At 75.5% G+C, this 13,576-nt stretch carries 16 protein-coding genes and 2 pseudogenes; 10 read left to right on the top strand and 8 right to left on the bottom strand.

Annotated features, from left to right (window positions below; all coding sequences use genetic code 11):
• Window position 1 precedes the first annotated feature (1 nt).
• The 4 genes from ACVJO7_RS19285 to ACVJO7_RS19270 are packed head-to-tail and all read left to right on the top strand — an operon-like array spanning window position 2 to window position 4,270.
• Window positions 2-1,468, top strand: coding sequence for an MSMEG_0567/sll0787 family protein (locus ACVJO7_RS19285; protein ID WP_491674037.1), 1,467 nt, complete (start codon window positions 2-4; stop codon window positions 1,466-1,468).
• Complete coding sequence (locus ACVJO7_RS19280) at window positions 1,465-2,322, top strand: carbon-nitrogen hydrolase family protein (RefSeq protein WP_344022179.1); 858 nt, start codon at window positions 1,465-1,467, stop codon at window positions 2,320-2,322. The genes ACVJO7_RS19285 and ACVJO7_RS19280 overlap by 4 nt, the downstream gene beginning before the upstream one ends.
• Window positions 2,323-2,325: 3 nt before the next feature.
• Window positions 2,326-3,162: a carbon-nitrogen hydrolase family protein gene (locus ACVJO7_RS19275; RefSeq protein ID WP_491674036.1), complete on the top strand. Its 837-nt coding sequence runs from the start codon at window positions 2,326-2,328 to the stop codon at window positions 3,160-3,162.
• The gene (locus tag ACVJO7_RS19270) at window positions 3,155-4,270 is read left to right on the top strand and encodes an MSMEG_0565 family glycosyltransferase (protein WP_491674035.1); all 1,116 of its coding nucleotides are present in this window, start codon (window positions 3,155-3,157) and stop codon (window positions 4,268-4,270) included. Before ACVJO7_RS19275 ends, ACVJO7_RS19270 begins: the two co-directional genes overlap by 8 nt.
• On the opposite strand, the gene ACVJO7_RS19265 is transcribed toward ACVJO7_RS19270, so the two are convergent.
• Window positions 4,239-4,403 (bottom strand): hypothetical protein, encoded by a 165-nt coding sequence (locus ACVJO7_RS19265; RefSeq protein WP_344022173.1) that lies wholly within the window; start codon window positions 4,401-4,403, stop codon window positions 4,239-4,241. The genes ACVJO7_RS19270 and ACVJO7_RS19265 overlap by 32 nt on opposite strands.
• 133 nt (window positions 4,404-4,536) lie before the next feature.
• On the opposite strand from ACVJO7_RS19265, the gene ACVJO7_RS19260 reads away from it, so the two are divergent.
• A complete protein-coding gene (locus ACVJO7_RS19260) occupies window positions 4,537-4,722 on the top strand; it encodes a hypothetical protein (RefSeq protein WP_344022171.1) in 186 nt (61 codons plus the stop codon).
• 9 nt (window positions 4,723-4,731) lie between these two features.
• Here the strand turns inward: ACVJO7_RS19260 and ACVJO7_RS19255 are convergent, their stop codons facing one another.
• From ACVJO7_RS19255 to ACVJO7_RS19235, 5 genes are all read right to left on the bottom strand, one after another.
• Window positions 4,732-5,946: a PucR family transcriptional regulator gene (locus tag ACVJO7_RS19255; protein WP_491674034.1), complete on the bottom strand. Its 1,215-nt coding sequence runs from the start codon at window positions 5,944-5,946 to the stop codon at window positions 4,732-4,734.
• Between the two features lie 43 nt (window positions 5,947-5,989).
• Window positions 5,990-6,181, bottom strand: coding sequence for a ferredoxin (locus ACVJO7_RS19250; protein ID WP_491674033.1), 192 nt, complete (start codon window positions 6,179-6,181; stop codon window positions 5,990-5,992).
• Window position 6,182: 1 nt separating this feature from the next.
• Window positions 6,183-7,595 carry a fatty acid desaturase gene (locus ACVJO7_RS19245; protein WP_491674032.1) on the bottom strand — a complete coding sequence of 471 codons (1,413 nt, stop codon included), beginning with the start codon at window positions 7,593-7,595 and terminating at the stop codon, window positions 6,183-6,185.
• Window positions 7,596-7,759: 164 nt separating this feature from the next.
• A complete protein-coding gene (locus ACVJO7_RS19240; protein WP_491674031.1) occupies window positions 7,760-8,548 on the bottom strand; it encodes an ABC transporter permease in 789 nt (262 codons plus the stop codon).
• Entirely contained in the window at window positions 8,545-9,477 is a 933-nt protein-coding gene (locus tag ACVJO7_RS19235) for an ABC transporter ATP-binding protein (protein WP_491674030.1), read from the bottom strand. The genes ACVJO7_RS19240 and ACVJO7_RS19235 overlap by 4 nt, the downstream gene beginning before the upstream one ends.
• 113 nt (window positions 9,478-9,590) lie before the next feature.
• Between ACVJO7_RS19235 and ACVJO7_RS19230 the strand changes: the two genes are divergently transcribed.
• The 4 genes from ACVJO7_RS19230 (at window position 9,591) to ACVJO7_RS19215 (ending at window position 12,888) form a co-directional block, all read left to right on the top strand.
• Window positions 9,591-10,721, top strand: a complete 1,131-nt coding sequence (locus ACVJO7_RS19230; protein WP_491674029.1) for a sensor histidine kinase — start codon at window positions 9,591-9,593, stop codon at window positions 10,719-10,721.
• Window positions 10,718-11,392, top strand: a complete 675-nt coding sequence (locus ACVJO7_RS19225) for a response regulator (protein WP_491674028.1) — start codon at window positions 10,718-10,720, stop codon at window positions 11,390-11,392. Before ACVJO7_RS19230 ends, ACVJO7_RS19225 begins: the two co-directional genes overlap by 4 nt.
• A complete protein-coding gene (locus ACVJO7_RS19220; RefSeq protein WP_491674027.1) occupies window positions 11,389-12,537 on the top strand; it encodes a DUF418 domain-containing protein in 1,149 nt (382 codons plus the stop codon). Before ACVJO7_RS19225 ends, ACVJO7_RS19220 begins: the two co-directional genes overlap by 4 nt.
• Window positions 12,538-12,696: 159 nt before the next feature.
• Window positions 12,697-12,888: a three-helix bundle dimerization domain-containing protein gene (locus tag ACVJO7_RS19215; RefSeq protein WP_344022153.1), complete on the top strand. Its 192-nt coding sequence runs from the start codon at window positions 12,697-12,699 to the stop codon at window positions 12,886-12,888.
• A 191-nt stretch (window positions 12,889-13,079) separates the two neighbouring features.
• Here the strand turns inward: ACVJO7_RS19215 and ACVJO7_RS19210 are convergent, their stop codons facing one another.
• Together ACVJO7_RS19210 and ACVJO7_RS19205 are read right to left on the bottom strand one after the other, a co-directional pair.
• A complete protein-coding gene (locus ACVJO7_RS19210) occupies window positions 13,080-13,304 on the bottom strand; it encodes an IS3 family transposase (RefSeq protein ID WP_491674185.1) in 225 nt (74 codons plus the stop codon).
• Window positions 13,305-13,346: 42 nt separating this feature from the next.
• A pseudogene (locus ACVJO7_RS19205) lies at window positions 13,347-13,421 on the bottom strand (hypothetical protein); the annotation flags it as partial.
• A 64-nt stretch (window positions 13,422-13,485) separates the two neighbouring features.
• Between ACVJO7_RS19205 and ACVJO7_RS19200 the strand changes: the two are divergent.
• Window positions 13,486-13,576 (top strand): annotated as a pseudogene (locus ACVJO7_RS19200) (transposase family protein); the annotation flags it as partial.

Here is a 13,576-nt window from a genome sequence, read left to right as displayed (position 1 = left end):
CGTGGAGACCCACCTCACCCGCACCTCCCGCTGGATCGCCGACGAGCTGCTCGGCGGCCGCCCGGCGAGCCGGGCCGGCACCGCCGACCTGCACGTCACCGAGGCGCGCGCGACCGACGGCGACGACCGGCTGGTCGCGGAGTACCGGCGGCTGCGGCGCGCTGTGTTCTGCCGCGAGCAGGGCCTGTTCGCCGACTCGGCCGCCGCCGATCTCGACGACCACGACGCCGATCCGCGGGCGGTCGTCCTGCTCGCCCACGACGGCGCCGGCGAGCTGCTCGGCGGTGTCCGGCTCGGGCCGGCGGCCCCGGACGGCCCGGACATCGGCTGGTGGACCGGCAGCCGGCTGGTCGTCGCGCCGGGTGCGCGGAGCCGGGCCGGCGCCCGGGTGGGCGCCGCGCTGGTCCGCGCCGCCTGCGCCCGCGCCGAGACCGCGGGCGCGCTGCGGTTCGACGCCGACGTGCAGACCCGCAACGCAGCCCTGTTCACCCGGCTCGGCTGGGAGCAGGTGCGGCACACCGAGGTCGCCGGCGTCGCACACCTGCGGATGCGCTGGCCGATCACCCGGGTCCGGGCGCTCGCGACCGCGACCAAGGCCCCGCTCGGGGCGCTGCTCGGCGCGCTCGGCCCGGCCGGGTTCGTCGGCGACGACGGCGCCCCGGTGCCCGGCACCGACCTGGTCGCCTGCTGCGACGCGATCGTCCCGGCGATGGTCGAGCGCGACCCGGAGTGGGCGGGCTGGGCCGGCGTCCTGGTCAACGTCAACGATCTCGCCGCGATGGGCGCCACCCCGATCGGGCTGCTCGACGCGCTCGGCGCCCGGGACGCGTCGTTCGCGCACCGGGTGCTGTCCGGGGTGCGGGCCGCCGCCGACGCCTACGGCGTCCCGCTGCTCGGCGGGCACACCCAGCTCGACGTGCCCGCCGCGCTGTCGCTGACCGCGCTCGGCCGCACCGCGCATCCGGTCCCCGGCGGCGGCGGACGCCCCGGGCACCGGGTCCGGCTGACCACCGATCTCGGCGGCGGCTGGCGGCCCGGCTACGGCGGCCGGCAGTGGGACTCGACGACGACCCGCTCCCGCGCCGAGCTGTCCGCGATGGTCGGGGCGATCGGGCCCGCCGCGGCACACCGCCCGGCCGCCGCGAAGGACGTCTCGATGGCCGGCATCACCGGGACCCTCGGCATGCTCGCCGAGGCGTCCGGCACCGGCGCGCTGCTCGACGTCGCCGCCGTCCCCCGCCCGGACGGCGCGAGCGTCGGCGACTGGTTCACCTGCTTCCCCGGGTTCGGCATGCTCACCGCGGACGCCCCGGGCGCGCCGGCGCCACAGGCCGGTCCGGCCGTGTCCGCCGTCTGCGGCGAGCTGGTCGACGGCGCCGGGGTCCGGTTGCGCTGGCCGGACGGCGAGCTGACCGACGCCGCACCCGGCCCGGTCACCGGGATGGGTCCGGCGGGGGTGGCCCGGTGACCGCGACGACGTTCGCCGCCGCCGCCCAGGGCTTCGTGCGCGACCTGGAGGAGGACTTCGTCCGGGTCGCCGCGACCGTCGCCGAGGCGCGGTCGCGGGGTGTGCAGCTGCTCGCGCTGCCGGAGGCCGCGCTCGGCGGCTACCTGTCGTCGTTGCACGGCGACGTCGCCGACGGCCCGCCCCGGCTCGACCCGGACGGGCCGGAGATCCGGCGGCTCGCCGCGCTCGCCGGGGACATGGTCGTCACCGCCGGGTACTGCGAGGCCGGGGACGCCGGGTCCGGCGGGCTGCCGTACAACAGCTGCGTCGCCGTCACCGGCGACGGCGTGCTGGGCCGGCACCGCAAGGTGCACCAGCCGCTGAACGAGAACGCCTCGTACGCGGCCGGTGACCGGTTCGCCGCGTTCGACACACCGGTCGGCCGGATCGGCATGATGATCTGCTACGACAAGGCGTTCCCGGAGGCGGCCCGGGCGCTGGCCGTGGACGGTGCCCGCACCGTCGTGTGCATGTCTGCCTGGCCGGCGTCGCGCACCGACCGGGCGCCGGTGCTCGCCGAGGACCGCTGGGCGCGCCGGTTCGACCTGCACGACCGGGCCCGCGCCCTGGAGAACCAGATCGTCTGGGTCTCGGCGAACCAGGCCGGTACGTTCGGCGACATGCAGCTCGTCGGCGCGGCGAAGGTCGTCGACCCGGGCGGCGAGATCCTCGCCACCACCGGGCCGGAGGCCGGGCTGGCCGTGGCGTCGGTCGACGTCGACGCGGCCGTCGACGCCGCCCGCCGCTACATGAGCCACCTGCGCGACCGCCGGCCGGACGCCTACGGCCCCCGGCCCGTCGCCGCGGGGGTGTGAGCGGTGCGGGTCGCCGCGGCCGCGGCGAACTTCACCCGGGACGTCGCGTTCGATCTCGAACGCATCGGGGTGATCGTCGCGCACGCGCGGGAGGCGGGCGTCTCGGTGCTGGCGCTGCCGGACGGGGCGCTCGGCGGCTACCTGGACGACCTGCGCGTCCCCGATCCGGCCCGGGCCGACGGCACCGCGCTGCCGCCCGCGCTCGACCCGGACGGCCCCGAGGTGCGCGCGGTCGTGGAGCTGGCCGGGGACATGGTGGTGTGCCTCGGGTTCTGCGAGGCCGGGCCGGACGGCGGGCGCTACAACGCGGCCGTCTGCCTGACCGGCGACGGCGTGCTCGGCCGGCACCGAAAGGTGCACCATCCGGCGGGCGTCGCCGCGCTGTTCACCCCCGGTGACGGGTTCACCGCGTTCGACACCCCGGCGGGCCGGATGGGCATGCTGATCGACCACGACAAGACGTTCCCGGAGTCGGCCCGCTCGCTGGCCCTGGACGGGGCCGAGCTGGTCGCCTGCCTGTCCGCGTGGCCGACGTCGCTGACCAACCGGGCCCCGCGGATGGCGCAGGACCGGCAGGCCCGGCTGTTCGACCTCTACGACCAGGCGCGGGCCGCGGAGAACCAGGTGCTGCTGCTGTCGGCGAACCAGAGCGGGCGCAACGGCTCGCTGCACTTCCTGGGCCGGGCGAAGGTGGTCGGGCCGGGCGGCGAGATCCTGGCCAGGACGTGGTCGAAGGGCGGCCTGGCGGTCGCCGACGTCGACCCGGACGGCATGATCGGCGCGGCCCGGGCGGTGCTGCACCACCTCAAGGAACGCCGGCCGGACCTCTACCGTGGCTGACCGGCTGCGGATCCGGCTCTCGACGTACTCGACGAAGCCGCGCGGCGGGGTGGTGCACACCCTGGCGCTGGCCGAGGCGCTGGCCGCCGCCGGGCACGACGTCGCCGTGTACTCGCTGGCCCGCGGCGGCGACACCGGCTTCTTCCGGCCGGTCGACCCCCGGGTGCGGGTGCATCTGGTCCCGGTGCCCGATCTCGACGGCGAGCCGGTCGGCGCCCGCATCCTGCGCTCGATCGACCTGCTCGCCGACGCGCTCGGCCGGGCGCCCGGCGCCGGCATCCGGCACGCGCAGGACTGCCTGTCCGCCAACGCCGAGGGCCGCGCGCACGGCTACCGGACGCTGCTGCGGACCGTGCACCACGTCGACGAGTTCAGCACCCCCGAGCTGGTCGCCTGCCACGAGCGCGCGATCGCCTCCCCGGCCGCGCTGGTGTGCGTGTCCCGGGCGGTCGGCGCGGAGGTCCGGGACGGCTGGGGCCGGGACGCCACCGTGATCGGCAACGGCGTCGACGCGGCCCGCTTCGCCCGCGCCGACGGCGGTCCGTGGCGGGAGCGGTTCGGCCGCTACGTGCTCTCGGTCGGCGGGATCGAGCCGCGCAAGGGCACCGCCGACCTGGTCGAGGCGATGGCGCTGCTGCCCGGGCTGCGGCTGGTCGTCGGCGGCGGCGAGACGCTGTTCGACTACCGCGACTACCGGGCGTCGGTGCTCGCGCGGGCCGCCGAGCTGGGTGTGACCCCGGAGATCCTCGGCCCGGTCGACGACGACGACCTGCCCGGCCTGATGGCGGGCGCCGCCGCGTTCGCGTTCCCGTCGGTCAAGGAGGGGTTCGGCCTCGCCGCGATGGAGGCGCTCGCCGCCGGGGTGCCGCTGGTGACCCGCGACCTGCCGGTGCTGCGCGAGGTGTTCGGCCCGGCCGCCCGGTTCGCCGCCGATCCGGCCGGCTTCGCGGCCGGGCTCGCCGCGGCCGTCGCCGGGCCGGACCCGGCCCGGGAACGCGCCGGCCGGGAGCTCGCCGCCCGCCACTCCTGGACGGCGGCGGCCGACCGGCACGTCCGGCTGTACCGGGAGTTCGCCGCTACCGGATCTGCTTGTCCGAGCGCCCCTTGATCGCGCCGTAGGCCACCGTCCCGAGGAACGCCACCCCGGCCAGGACGGTCAGCCACACCAGACCCTCGATGATCACGCCGAGCACGGCGAACACCAGGTACACGGCGACGAGAAATCCGACGATCTTCCACATACCGGACAACGCTACGGGTTGTGGTGCATGATCGCCGCCCGGGCCGGGGTCCCCCGCGACTCGGACGTGAGCCGGACCACACCTATCCGGTAACGTGCACGTAACACGAGCCGCGTTCCGGAGGTGCCGCCCGATGTCCGAGCCGACGCCGTCCGCCACCGTCGTCCCGCTGTGCCGGGCGATCCGCCGCGACGACCTCCCGGGGGTGCACTGCCCGCACTGCGCCGCGCCCGATCCACGGCGCGGGCCCGCCGTCGTCCTCACCCTGCCGGTGGACTGCCTGATCAGCGACGACGACCTGCTCGCCGGGGAGCTCTGAGCGGGCTCCTCACCCCTCCCGCAACACCACCCGGCCCAGGAACCGGCAGGCCAGCAGCGCCACCTCGACGTCCGTCCGGCCCTCGGCGAGCGGCCGCCCCCGCACCTCCTCGGCCCGCCGCAGCCGGTACTGCACGGAGTTGCGGTGCAGGTGCAGCTCCGCGGCCGCGCCGGCCAGGCTGCCGCCGGAGCGCAGGTAGGCGTCGACGGTGGCGCGGAGCCGCTCGTGCGCATCGTCGTCGATCGCGAGATCCCCCAGCACCTCCCGCACCCACGACGCCAGCAGCTCGACGTCGCCGCCGAGCAGCACCAGCGGCCCGAGCGCGGCGGCCGGGGTGACCGGGCGGCGGTCCGCCGGGTCGGCGGCCGCGGCGACCGCCTGCGCCTGCCGGGCCCGGCGGTGCGAGCGGCGGAACCCGTCCAGGCCGTGTTCCGGGGTGCCGAGCGCCACGAACACCTCGCCCGGGTCCGGCACCGGGTCGGCCGGACCGACCGGGCCCGGGTACCACGCCCACAGGGTGGCCCCGTCCGGTGCGACCACCAGCGGCGCCCGCCCGCCGCCCAGCGTCTCCCCGACGACCGCGACCGCCCGTTCCAGCGCCCGGCCGGGATCGGCCGCGTCGGACCAGAAGACGGCGGCGAGGTGCTCGCCGGTGACCGGGTGCCCGAGCACCCGCTCCACCTCGGCGGCGGTCCCGCCCCGCCCGGCCAGCACGGCGTCGACCATGGCGAGGCGGGCGGCGTCCCGGCGGCGCACCCAGCCGTCCCGCTCGGCCTGGTGCACCGCGACCATCGACTCGGAGATCCGGTCGACGTAGCCGAACGCCACCGTCGACAGCTCCCCGACGGCGGCCGCGATCTCCCCGGCGCCGAGCCCGGCGTCCTCGATCCGGGAGATCAGCACCCGCTGGAACGCGGCCTGCCCGAGCCGGTAGGCGCGCAGCACCACCGTCACCGGGACGCCCTGCTGGGCCAGCCGGCGGGCGAACTCGGTGGCGGCCGGCGGGACCGGCGCGTCGTCCGGGTCGCCGCCGTCGGCGATGACCGCCAGCGCCCCCTCCAGCGAACCCTCGATCGTGCCGACCAGCAGCTCCCGGGACCGCGGGTCCCGGCCGAGGTCGGGCAGCCCGGCGTCGATCTCGGTGAGGACGTGCGCGGCGAGCGCGCCGACGTCGTCGCGGACGGTGCCCGCGAGCCGGGCCAGGGTGTCGGTGACCGGTGTCACGGGCGGCACAGTAGCGCGGGCGGCGGCCGTGGGCGGTGCGCGCTCACCCCTCCAGGCGCAGCGCCCGGGCCGGGCATGCCGCCACCGCGGCGTGCACGTGCTCCCGGTCGGCCTCCGGCGGGTGCTCGTCGTGCACCACCACCACGTCGTCGGTGCCGATCTCGAAGTACCCGTCGGCCATGGCCTCGCACATCCCGTAGCCCTCGCAGGCACCGACGTCGGCGACGATCCGCATCTCACACGCCCTCTCGGTCCAGGGCGACGAAGTCGACCTTGTCGCGGACCCCGCAGTCGGGGCAGGTCCAGTCGTCCGGGATCTCCGACCAGGCGGTGCCCGCCGGGAACCCCTCGGCCTCGTTGCCGGCGGCGACCTCGTAGACGTAGCCGCAGCCCGGGCAGCGGGTCGCGCTCACGCCGTCGGCCTGCTTCCGGCGGGCGGTGTCGGCCTGCTCCTGCGGGATCTCGTCGGCGGGCGGCGGGTACGCGGCGAGCAGCTTCTCCCGCTTCGCCGGGTACAGGTTCGCCAGCCGCAGGTCGCCGCGGTAGTGCGCGATCACCAGCGGATCCATCATCCGGCGGAACACCGGCGGCAGCAGGGCGACCAGCATCATCCCGGCGTAGCCGGTCGGCAGCACCGGGGCGTCCGGGAAGTCGCGCAGCGCCTGGAACCGGCGGGTCGGGTTCGCGTGGTGGTCGGAGTGCCGCTGCAGGTGGTAGAGCAGCACGTTGGTGGCGATGTTGTTGGAGTTCCACGAGTGCGCCGGGGTGACCCGCTCGAAGCGGCGGCGGTCCGGAGGGCCGACCTTCTGCCGCAGCATCCCGTAGTGCTCCATGTAGTTGACCAGCTCCAGCAGGGTCAGCCCGAAAACGGCCTGGACCAGCAGGTAGGGCAGCACGCCCCAGCCGAACAGCGCGATCAGCGCGCCCCACAGCACCACCGACATCAGCCAGGCGTTGAGCACGTCGTTCCCGATCCGGAACGGGTGCCGGTCGCGGCGGGCGTAGCGCTTGCGCTCCAGCCGCCAGGCGCTGGCCAGCGAGCCGAACACGGTGCGCGGCCAGAACCGGTAGAAGTTCTCCCCCATCCGGGCCGACGCCGGGTCCTCCGGGGTGGACACGCGGACGTGGTGGCCGCGGTTGTGCTCGACGTAGAAGTGGCCGTAGAAGCACGGCGCGAGCGCGATCTTCGCGGCCCAGCGCTCGACGTCCTCCCGCTTGTGGCCCAGCTCGTGCGCGGTGTTGATGGCGATCCCGGACACGGTGCCGAGGGTGATCGCGAGCCCGATGTTGCCGATCGTCGGCGCCCCGGCCGAGGCGATGTACCAGATGCCGGTGACCAGGCCCGCATACTGGATCGGCAGGTAGGCGTAGGTGACCCAGCGGTAGTACCGGTCCTCCTCCAGGTCGGCCATGATCTCGTCCGGCGGGTTCGTCGGGTCCTCGCCGGCGAACAGGTCGATCGCCGGGACGATCATCAGTACGACGATCGGGCCCAGCCACAGCATCACCGACAGTCCGGTGAGCTGGTGCAGCCCGATCGCGAGGAACGGCAGGACCGGGACGACCAGGCCCAGCAGCCAGGCGTAGCGCTTGCCGTCCTGCCAGGTGTCCTTCCCGTCCACCGGTTCTGCCAGCGGGTAGGTCTTCACGGCGGCTCTCCCTCGCGTCGGCTCTGACGGACGTGGGGAACGGTAGGGAGATCGCCGTCACGTTCCTTCGGTCCCGGGAACGAAGCTGCGCGCCGCGTTCGGTCCCGGTGCACAAAGACCGGGTCCGGCCGTCCCCCTCGTGACGGCCGGACCCGGCTCCGGGCTCATCCCCAGCGGAACCAGCGGGCCGCCCCGGCCGCCGCGACGACCGCGGTGACGGCGAGGCCGGCCACCGCGCCGAGGTCCGGCGGCACCCCCCGCCAGGCGGTCCCGAGCACCTCCACCGTCGCACCGAACGGCAGCACCCGCCCGATCTCGGCGAGCGGGCCGGGCAGCGCGGACGGGTCCCCGAACATCCCGCCGACCGCCCCGGTGCCCAGGAAGATCACCAGGCCGACCGCGATCACCGCGTTCGTCGTCGGTGCCAGTGCGGCGACCAGCGCGCCGAGCGCGAAGAACGCCGCCGTCGCCAGCAGCAGTCCGCCCAACGCGGCCCACGGCGACGCGGGCATCCCGGCGCCGAAACCGAGCACCGCGACCAGCAGCGCCAGCCCGATCCCGGCCATGGCCTGGGCGAGCCCGACGACGGCCTGGGCCACCAGCACCGGCGCCGGGCCGGCCGGGGTGACGCCGAGCCTGCGCAGCACCCCGCTGCGCCGGTAGGTCGCCAGGAAGCTCGGCACGTTGACCACGCCGACCAGCCCCAGCACGGTCGCCGCGGCGATCGGGATGCCCACCGCCTCCAGCGGGGTCCGCCCGTCCAGGGCCTGCGGCGGGACATCCGGCATGGTCAGCCCGATCATCGCCAGGATCAGCAGCGGCAGCGCGAACGGGACGATCAGCCCGGCGGTGTCCCGGGCGACCATCCGCGCCTCGGCAGCGATCAGCGCGGTCCAGCCGGCGAGCGGCGTCCCGGCCGGGCGGGCCGTGCGGGTCGTTTCTGTCGTGGTCATGCCGGCACCTCCGTGTCCTGGCCGGCCCCCAGCCGGCGTCCGGTCAGTTCCAGGAAGGCGTCGTCGAGACTCGGCCGTTCCTCCCGCAACCCGTTCGCGACGACGCCCTGGCGCACCAGCTCGGCCCCGACCGGCCCGAGCAGGTCGCCGGTCCCGGCGACGGTGACCTCCTCCCCCACCCGCTGCGCCTCGCCGACCCCGGGCAGCGCGAGCAGCGCGGCCCGGTCGAACCCGCCGGCCGTCCGGAACCGCACCTGCTGCGCCAGGCCGGCCTCCTCGACCAGCCCGGCCGGCGTCGCGTCGGCGATCACCCGGCCGGCGTCGAACAGCAGCACCCGGTCGCAGAGCCGCTCGATCTCGTCGGTCCGGTGGGTCACCAGCAGCACCGTGACGCCGTTCGCGGCCAGGTCGCGCACCACGTCCAGGATCCCGTCCCGGGAGCGCGGATCGAGCCCGGTGGTGACCTCGTCGAGGATCACCACCCGGGGCGCCCCGACCAGCGCGACGGCCACCGACAGCCGCTGCTGCTGGCCGCCGGAGAGCCGGTCGAACCGGGTGCCGGCCTGCCCGGCCAGGCCGACCGCGTCGAGCAGCTCGCCGGGATCGCGGCCGGTGCGGTGCAGCGCGCGGTGCAGCCGGACCAGCTCGCCGGCGGTGAGCATGTCGTGCAGCGCCGCCTCCTGCAGCTGCACGCCGAGCACCGCGCGGACCGCGCGCCGGTCGCGCCACGGGTCGAGACCGAGCACCCGGACGATGCCGCGGTCCGGCCGGCGCAGTCCGGCGACGCACTCGACGGTGGTGGTCTTCCCGGCCCCGTTCGGGCCGAGCACCCCGGTCACCGATCCGGCCCGGACGGTGAACCCGACCTCGTCGACGGCCACCCGGTCCCCGTAGCGCTTGTGCAGGTCGTGCACCTCGATCGCATCCATGGCACACACCCTGTCCGGCGGCCGGGCCCCGCGGTGAGTGCCGGACGTCGTGACCGGCACCCATGACTTCCGGCACTCCGGGGCGGCTTGTCCGCCCGTCTACTGTGCCCGGTATGCGCAGGATCGACCCGAACGTCGTGGCCGGCGCGATCATGACGGCGCTCTGCCTGCTCCTGGCCGTGCCGATGGCCCTCGAACAGCTCGACCCGGACGGCGGCAGGCCGCTGGGACCGACCTGGCTGTGGTGGGTGCTGTACGCGGTCTTCCTGGCCGCGCTGGTGCTCGGCGGCTGGCTGGACGAGTGGGTCGGGCCGGTCGTGAGCCGCTGGCTGCTGCTCGTGCTGGTGCTGGCCGCCGCCGCACTGGTGCTGCTCGCGCCGACGTTCGGCTGGCTGCCGATCCTGCTGGTGTTCACCGCCGCGCTGTCGGTCTTCCAGGTGCCGTTCCGGGTGACCGCCGCGATCGTGGCGTTCAACTGCGGCGTGGTCGTCCTGGTCGGGATGCTCGCCGGCAACCAGGGCCTCGCCGGAGCGCTGACCGCGGGCGCGATCTACCTGATGCTGCAGCTGTCGTCGGTGCTGCTGCTGGTGGCGCTGCACCGGGAGGAGCGGTCCCGGGCCCAGCTCGCCGAGGCGCACGCGGAGCTGGCCGCGGCCGGCGCCGTGCTCGCCGAGACCAGCCGCGCCGAGGAGCGGCTGCGGATCTCCCGGGAGCTGCACGACCTCGTCGGGCACCAGCTCACCGCGCTCACCCTGGAGCTGGAGATCGCCACCCACCGCGCGGACAACACCGAGCACGTCGAGCGGGCCCGCGGCATCGCCCGGGACCTGCTCGCCGACGTCCGCTCGACGGTGGGTGAGCTGCGCAGGCGGGCCCCCGACCTGGCCGGGACGCTGCAGCGCATCACCCGGGAGCTCCCGCGGCCCGCGGTGCACCTGAGCGTCGCCGACGGCGTCGAGGCCGACGAGGAGCACACCGTCGCCGTGGTCCGCTGCGTGCAGGAGATCCTCACCAACGCGATCCGGCACGCGGACGCGACGAACGTCTGGATCGAGATCGACCCCGCGCCGGGGAGCGGGCTGCGGCTGCACGCCCGCGACGACGGCCGGGGCGCGACCGGCGAGATCGTCCCCGGCAACGGCCTGCGCGGGCTCGCCGAGCGGACCGGCGCGTTCGGCGGGACCGTCGACTTCGGCGCCGCCACGCCGCGCGGCGGCTTCACGGTGACGGCGGTGCTGCCGTGAGCCTGCGGGTCTGCCTGGTCGACGACCAGACGCTGGTCCGGCACGGGATCCGCGGGCTGCTCGACATCCCGGGCGACATCGAAGTGGTCGCCGAGGCGTCGGACGGTGCGGAAGGGGTCGCGGCCGTCGTCGAGCATGCCCCCGACGTCGTCCTGCTGGATCTGCGGATGCCCCGCCACGACGGGCTGTGGGCGCTCGACGAGCTGCGCACCCGCGGTCTCGACGTGCCGGTCCTGGTCCTTACCACCTTCGACGACGACGAGCTGGTCCTGCGTGCGCTGCGCGCCGGCGCCCGCGGCTACCTGCTCAAGGACGTCACCCTGGAGCAGCTGGTCGGCGCCGTCCGCACGCTCGCCGGCGGCGGCACCCTGATCAGCCCGGCGATCACCGAGCGGCTGCTGCGCACGGTGCGCGACAGCCCCAACCCGATCGACGACGGCACCCCGGTCCAAGAGCTCTCCGAGCGCGAGCTGGAGGTGCTGCGGCTGCTCGCCGGCGGCTACGCGAACCGGGAGATCGCGCAGGTGCTGTTCCTGGCCGAGGGGACGGTCAAGAACCACGTGTCCAGCGTGCTGCTCAAGCTCGGCACCCGGGACCGCACCCGGGCCGTGCTGCGGGCGCTGCACCACGGCCTGCTCGACCCGCCGCACGGATCGGAGGGGAACCGATGAGCGCCCCCAGGATGGTCGCGCCCGATCTGGCCCGCGGCGCGATGCTGCTGCTGATCGTGCTCGCGCACGCCCCGCTCTACCTGACCGGCACGCCGCCGGTCCCGTCGGTCGCGGACACCGTGGTCGCGGTCGGGTCGACGCTGCTGGTGGACAGCCGGGCGTACCCGATGTTCGCCGCGCTGCTCGGCTACGGCCTGGTGCTGAGCGTGACCCGGCTGCGGGCCGCCGGGGTGTCCGAGCGGGACGCGCGCCGCTCGATCCGCCGCCGCGGACGCTGGCTGCTGGTGTTCGGCCTGGTGCACGCGCTGCTGGTGGCGCCGATCGAGATCCTCGGCGCCTACGGGCTGGCGCTGCTGCTGGTCGCCGGGCTGGTGTTCCGGCCGGACGCGACGGTGCGCCGGGCCGGGTACCTGCTGCTCGCGGTGAACAGCGTCGCGATCGTGCTGTTCAGCCTGGGCGCGGTCGACGACGGCGCGAGCGGCCCGTACGCGCCCGGCATGCTCGGGCACGACGTCGAGGGGCTGGTCGTCCGGCTGATCGTCTGGCTGGTGGCGGTGCTGTCCAACGTCGTGGTGTGGCCGGTGCTGGTCGCGCTGCTGATCGGGGTGCTCGCCGGACGGCACCGGGTGCTGGCGGACGCCGGCCGGTACGCCGGGCTGCTGCGCAGGCTGGCGTGGGTGGGCATCCCGGTGGCGGTGCTGGCCGCGGTGCCGCTGGTCCTGGTCGAGCAGGACGTGCTGCCGGCCGGGCTCGCACCGGCGGCGACGCTGCTGCAGATCCTGTCCGGCCTGGCCGGCGGACTGGGCTACGCGGCGGCGTTCGGCCTGCTCGGTGCGCGCCTGCAGGGGGCGGGGCCGCCGGTCCTGCTGCGCCCGCTCGCGGCGGCCGGACGGCGCTCCCTGACCTGCTACCTGCTGCAGTCGTTCCTGCTGGTCGGCCTGCTGTCGCAGACGTTCCTCGGGTTCGGCGCCGGGACCGGGGAGGCCGGGGCGGCGCTGGCGGCGGTGCTCGCCTGGTCGGCGTCGGTGCTGGTCGCGACCGTCCTGGAACGGTTCGACCGGCCCGGGCCGGTGGACGCGCTGCTGCGCAGACTGGTCCGCCGGGGGCTGCCCGATCCCGGCCCGGCCGTGCGCACGCCCGGCTGAGCCACCCCGTCGCGAACCCGCGCATGATCCGCCGCGGGCCGGGTATTCCGGTGTCGTGCACGACCGGGACGGACGGGCGGAGGCGGCCATGCGGGTGATCGGGCGGTTCACAGGGGCGTGTGGCGCAGGCACCGGGCGGGTCGTCGATCGGGCCCGCCGGTGAACCCGGACCTCGCCCGGGCCACCGACGCGATCGCCCGGCTGCTGGCCGAGCTGGGGCCCGGCACGTCGCCGGACGCGGTCCGCGCGGCGGTTCGTGAGGCGTGCGAGGACCTGCGGGGCAGCCCGGTCGGTGCGCTGCCCGAGCTGGTCGAGCGGCTGGCCAGGGCACGGTTGACCGCGGACGCCTGACGGCGCCCGTCGCAGCGGCGTTCCGGTCGCCGGCGCGCACGGCCGGCGTGATCCGGGGTGGTCGGGGCGAGCGGCGTGATGTGGGTGGGGGACTGTCAACTTTCCGGTATAGCTGAGGTTGGTTTGAACCGTCCCGGGTTCGGTGCCGCTTCTGGGGCGCCCCGGGTTCAGCGGAGTCAGATGACTGGAATCTAGGCCACGACGATCTTGTTCTGCGTCTCGAACTCTAGCGGTGACAGCCAGCCCAGGGCGCTGTGCCGCCGGCGCCGGTTGTGCCAGATCTCGAGGTACTCGAAGATCGCGTTGGCCAGCTCGATGCGGGTCTTCCACCGTCGCCGGTCGAGCAGCTCGACCTGCATGCGTGACCAGAACGACTCGATGACGGCGTTGTCGAAGCAGTCCGCGATGCTGCCCATCGACGGCACCAGCCCGGAGGTTTTGGCCCGGTCGGTGAACGCCCAGGACCCGAACTGGGTCCCGCGGTCGGAGTGGATCACCGCCCCGGCCGGCGGGGTCCGGGACTCGATCGCCATCCCGAGCGCGTTGGTGACCAGCGCCGCGGTCGGCGAGGCGTCGATCGACCAGCCGACCCCCAAGGGCGAGACCTATGCCGACCTCGCCTGTGGGTTCGAGATCGGCACGTCGACGGTCTACCGGTACGTGCGGGAGGCACTCGCCCTGCTCGCGG

Source organism: Pseudonocardia sp. DxW (genome assembly GCF_058448985.1).
Note: the sequence above shows the minus strand (reverse complement) of the source record. Positions and strands in the feature narration are given on the sequence as shown.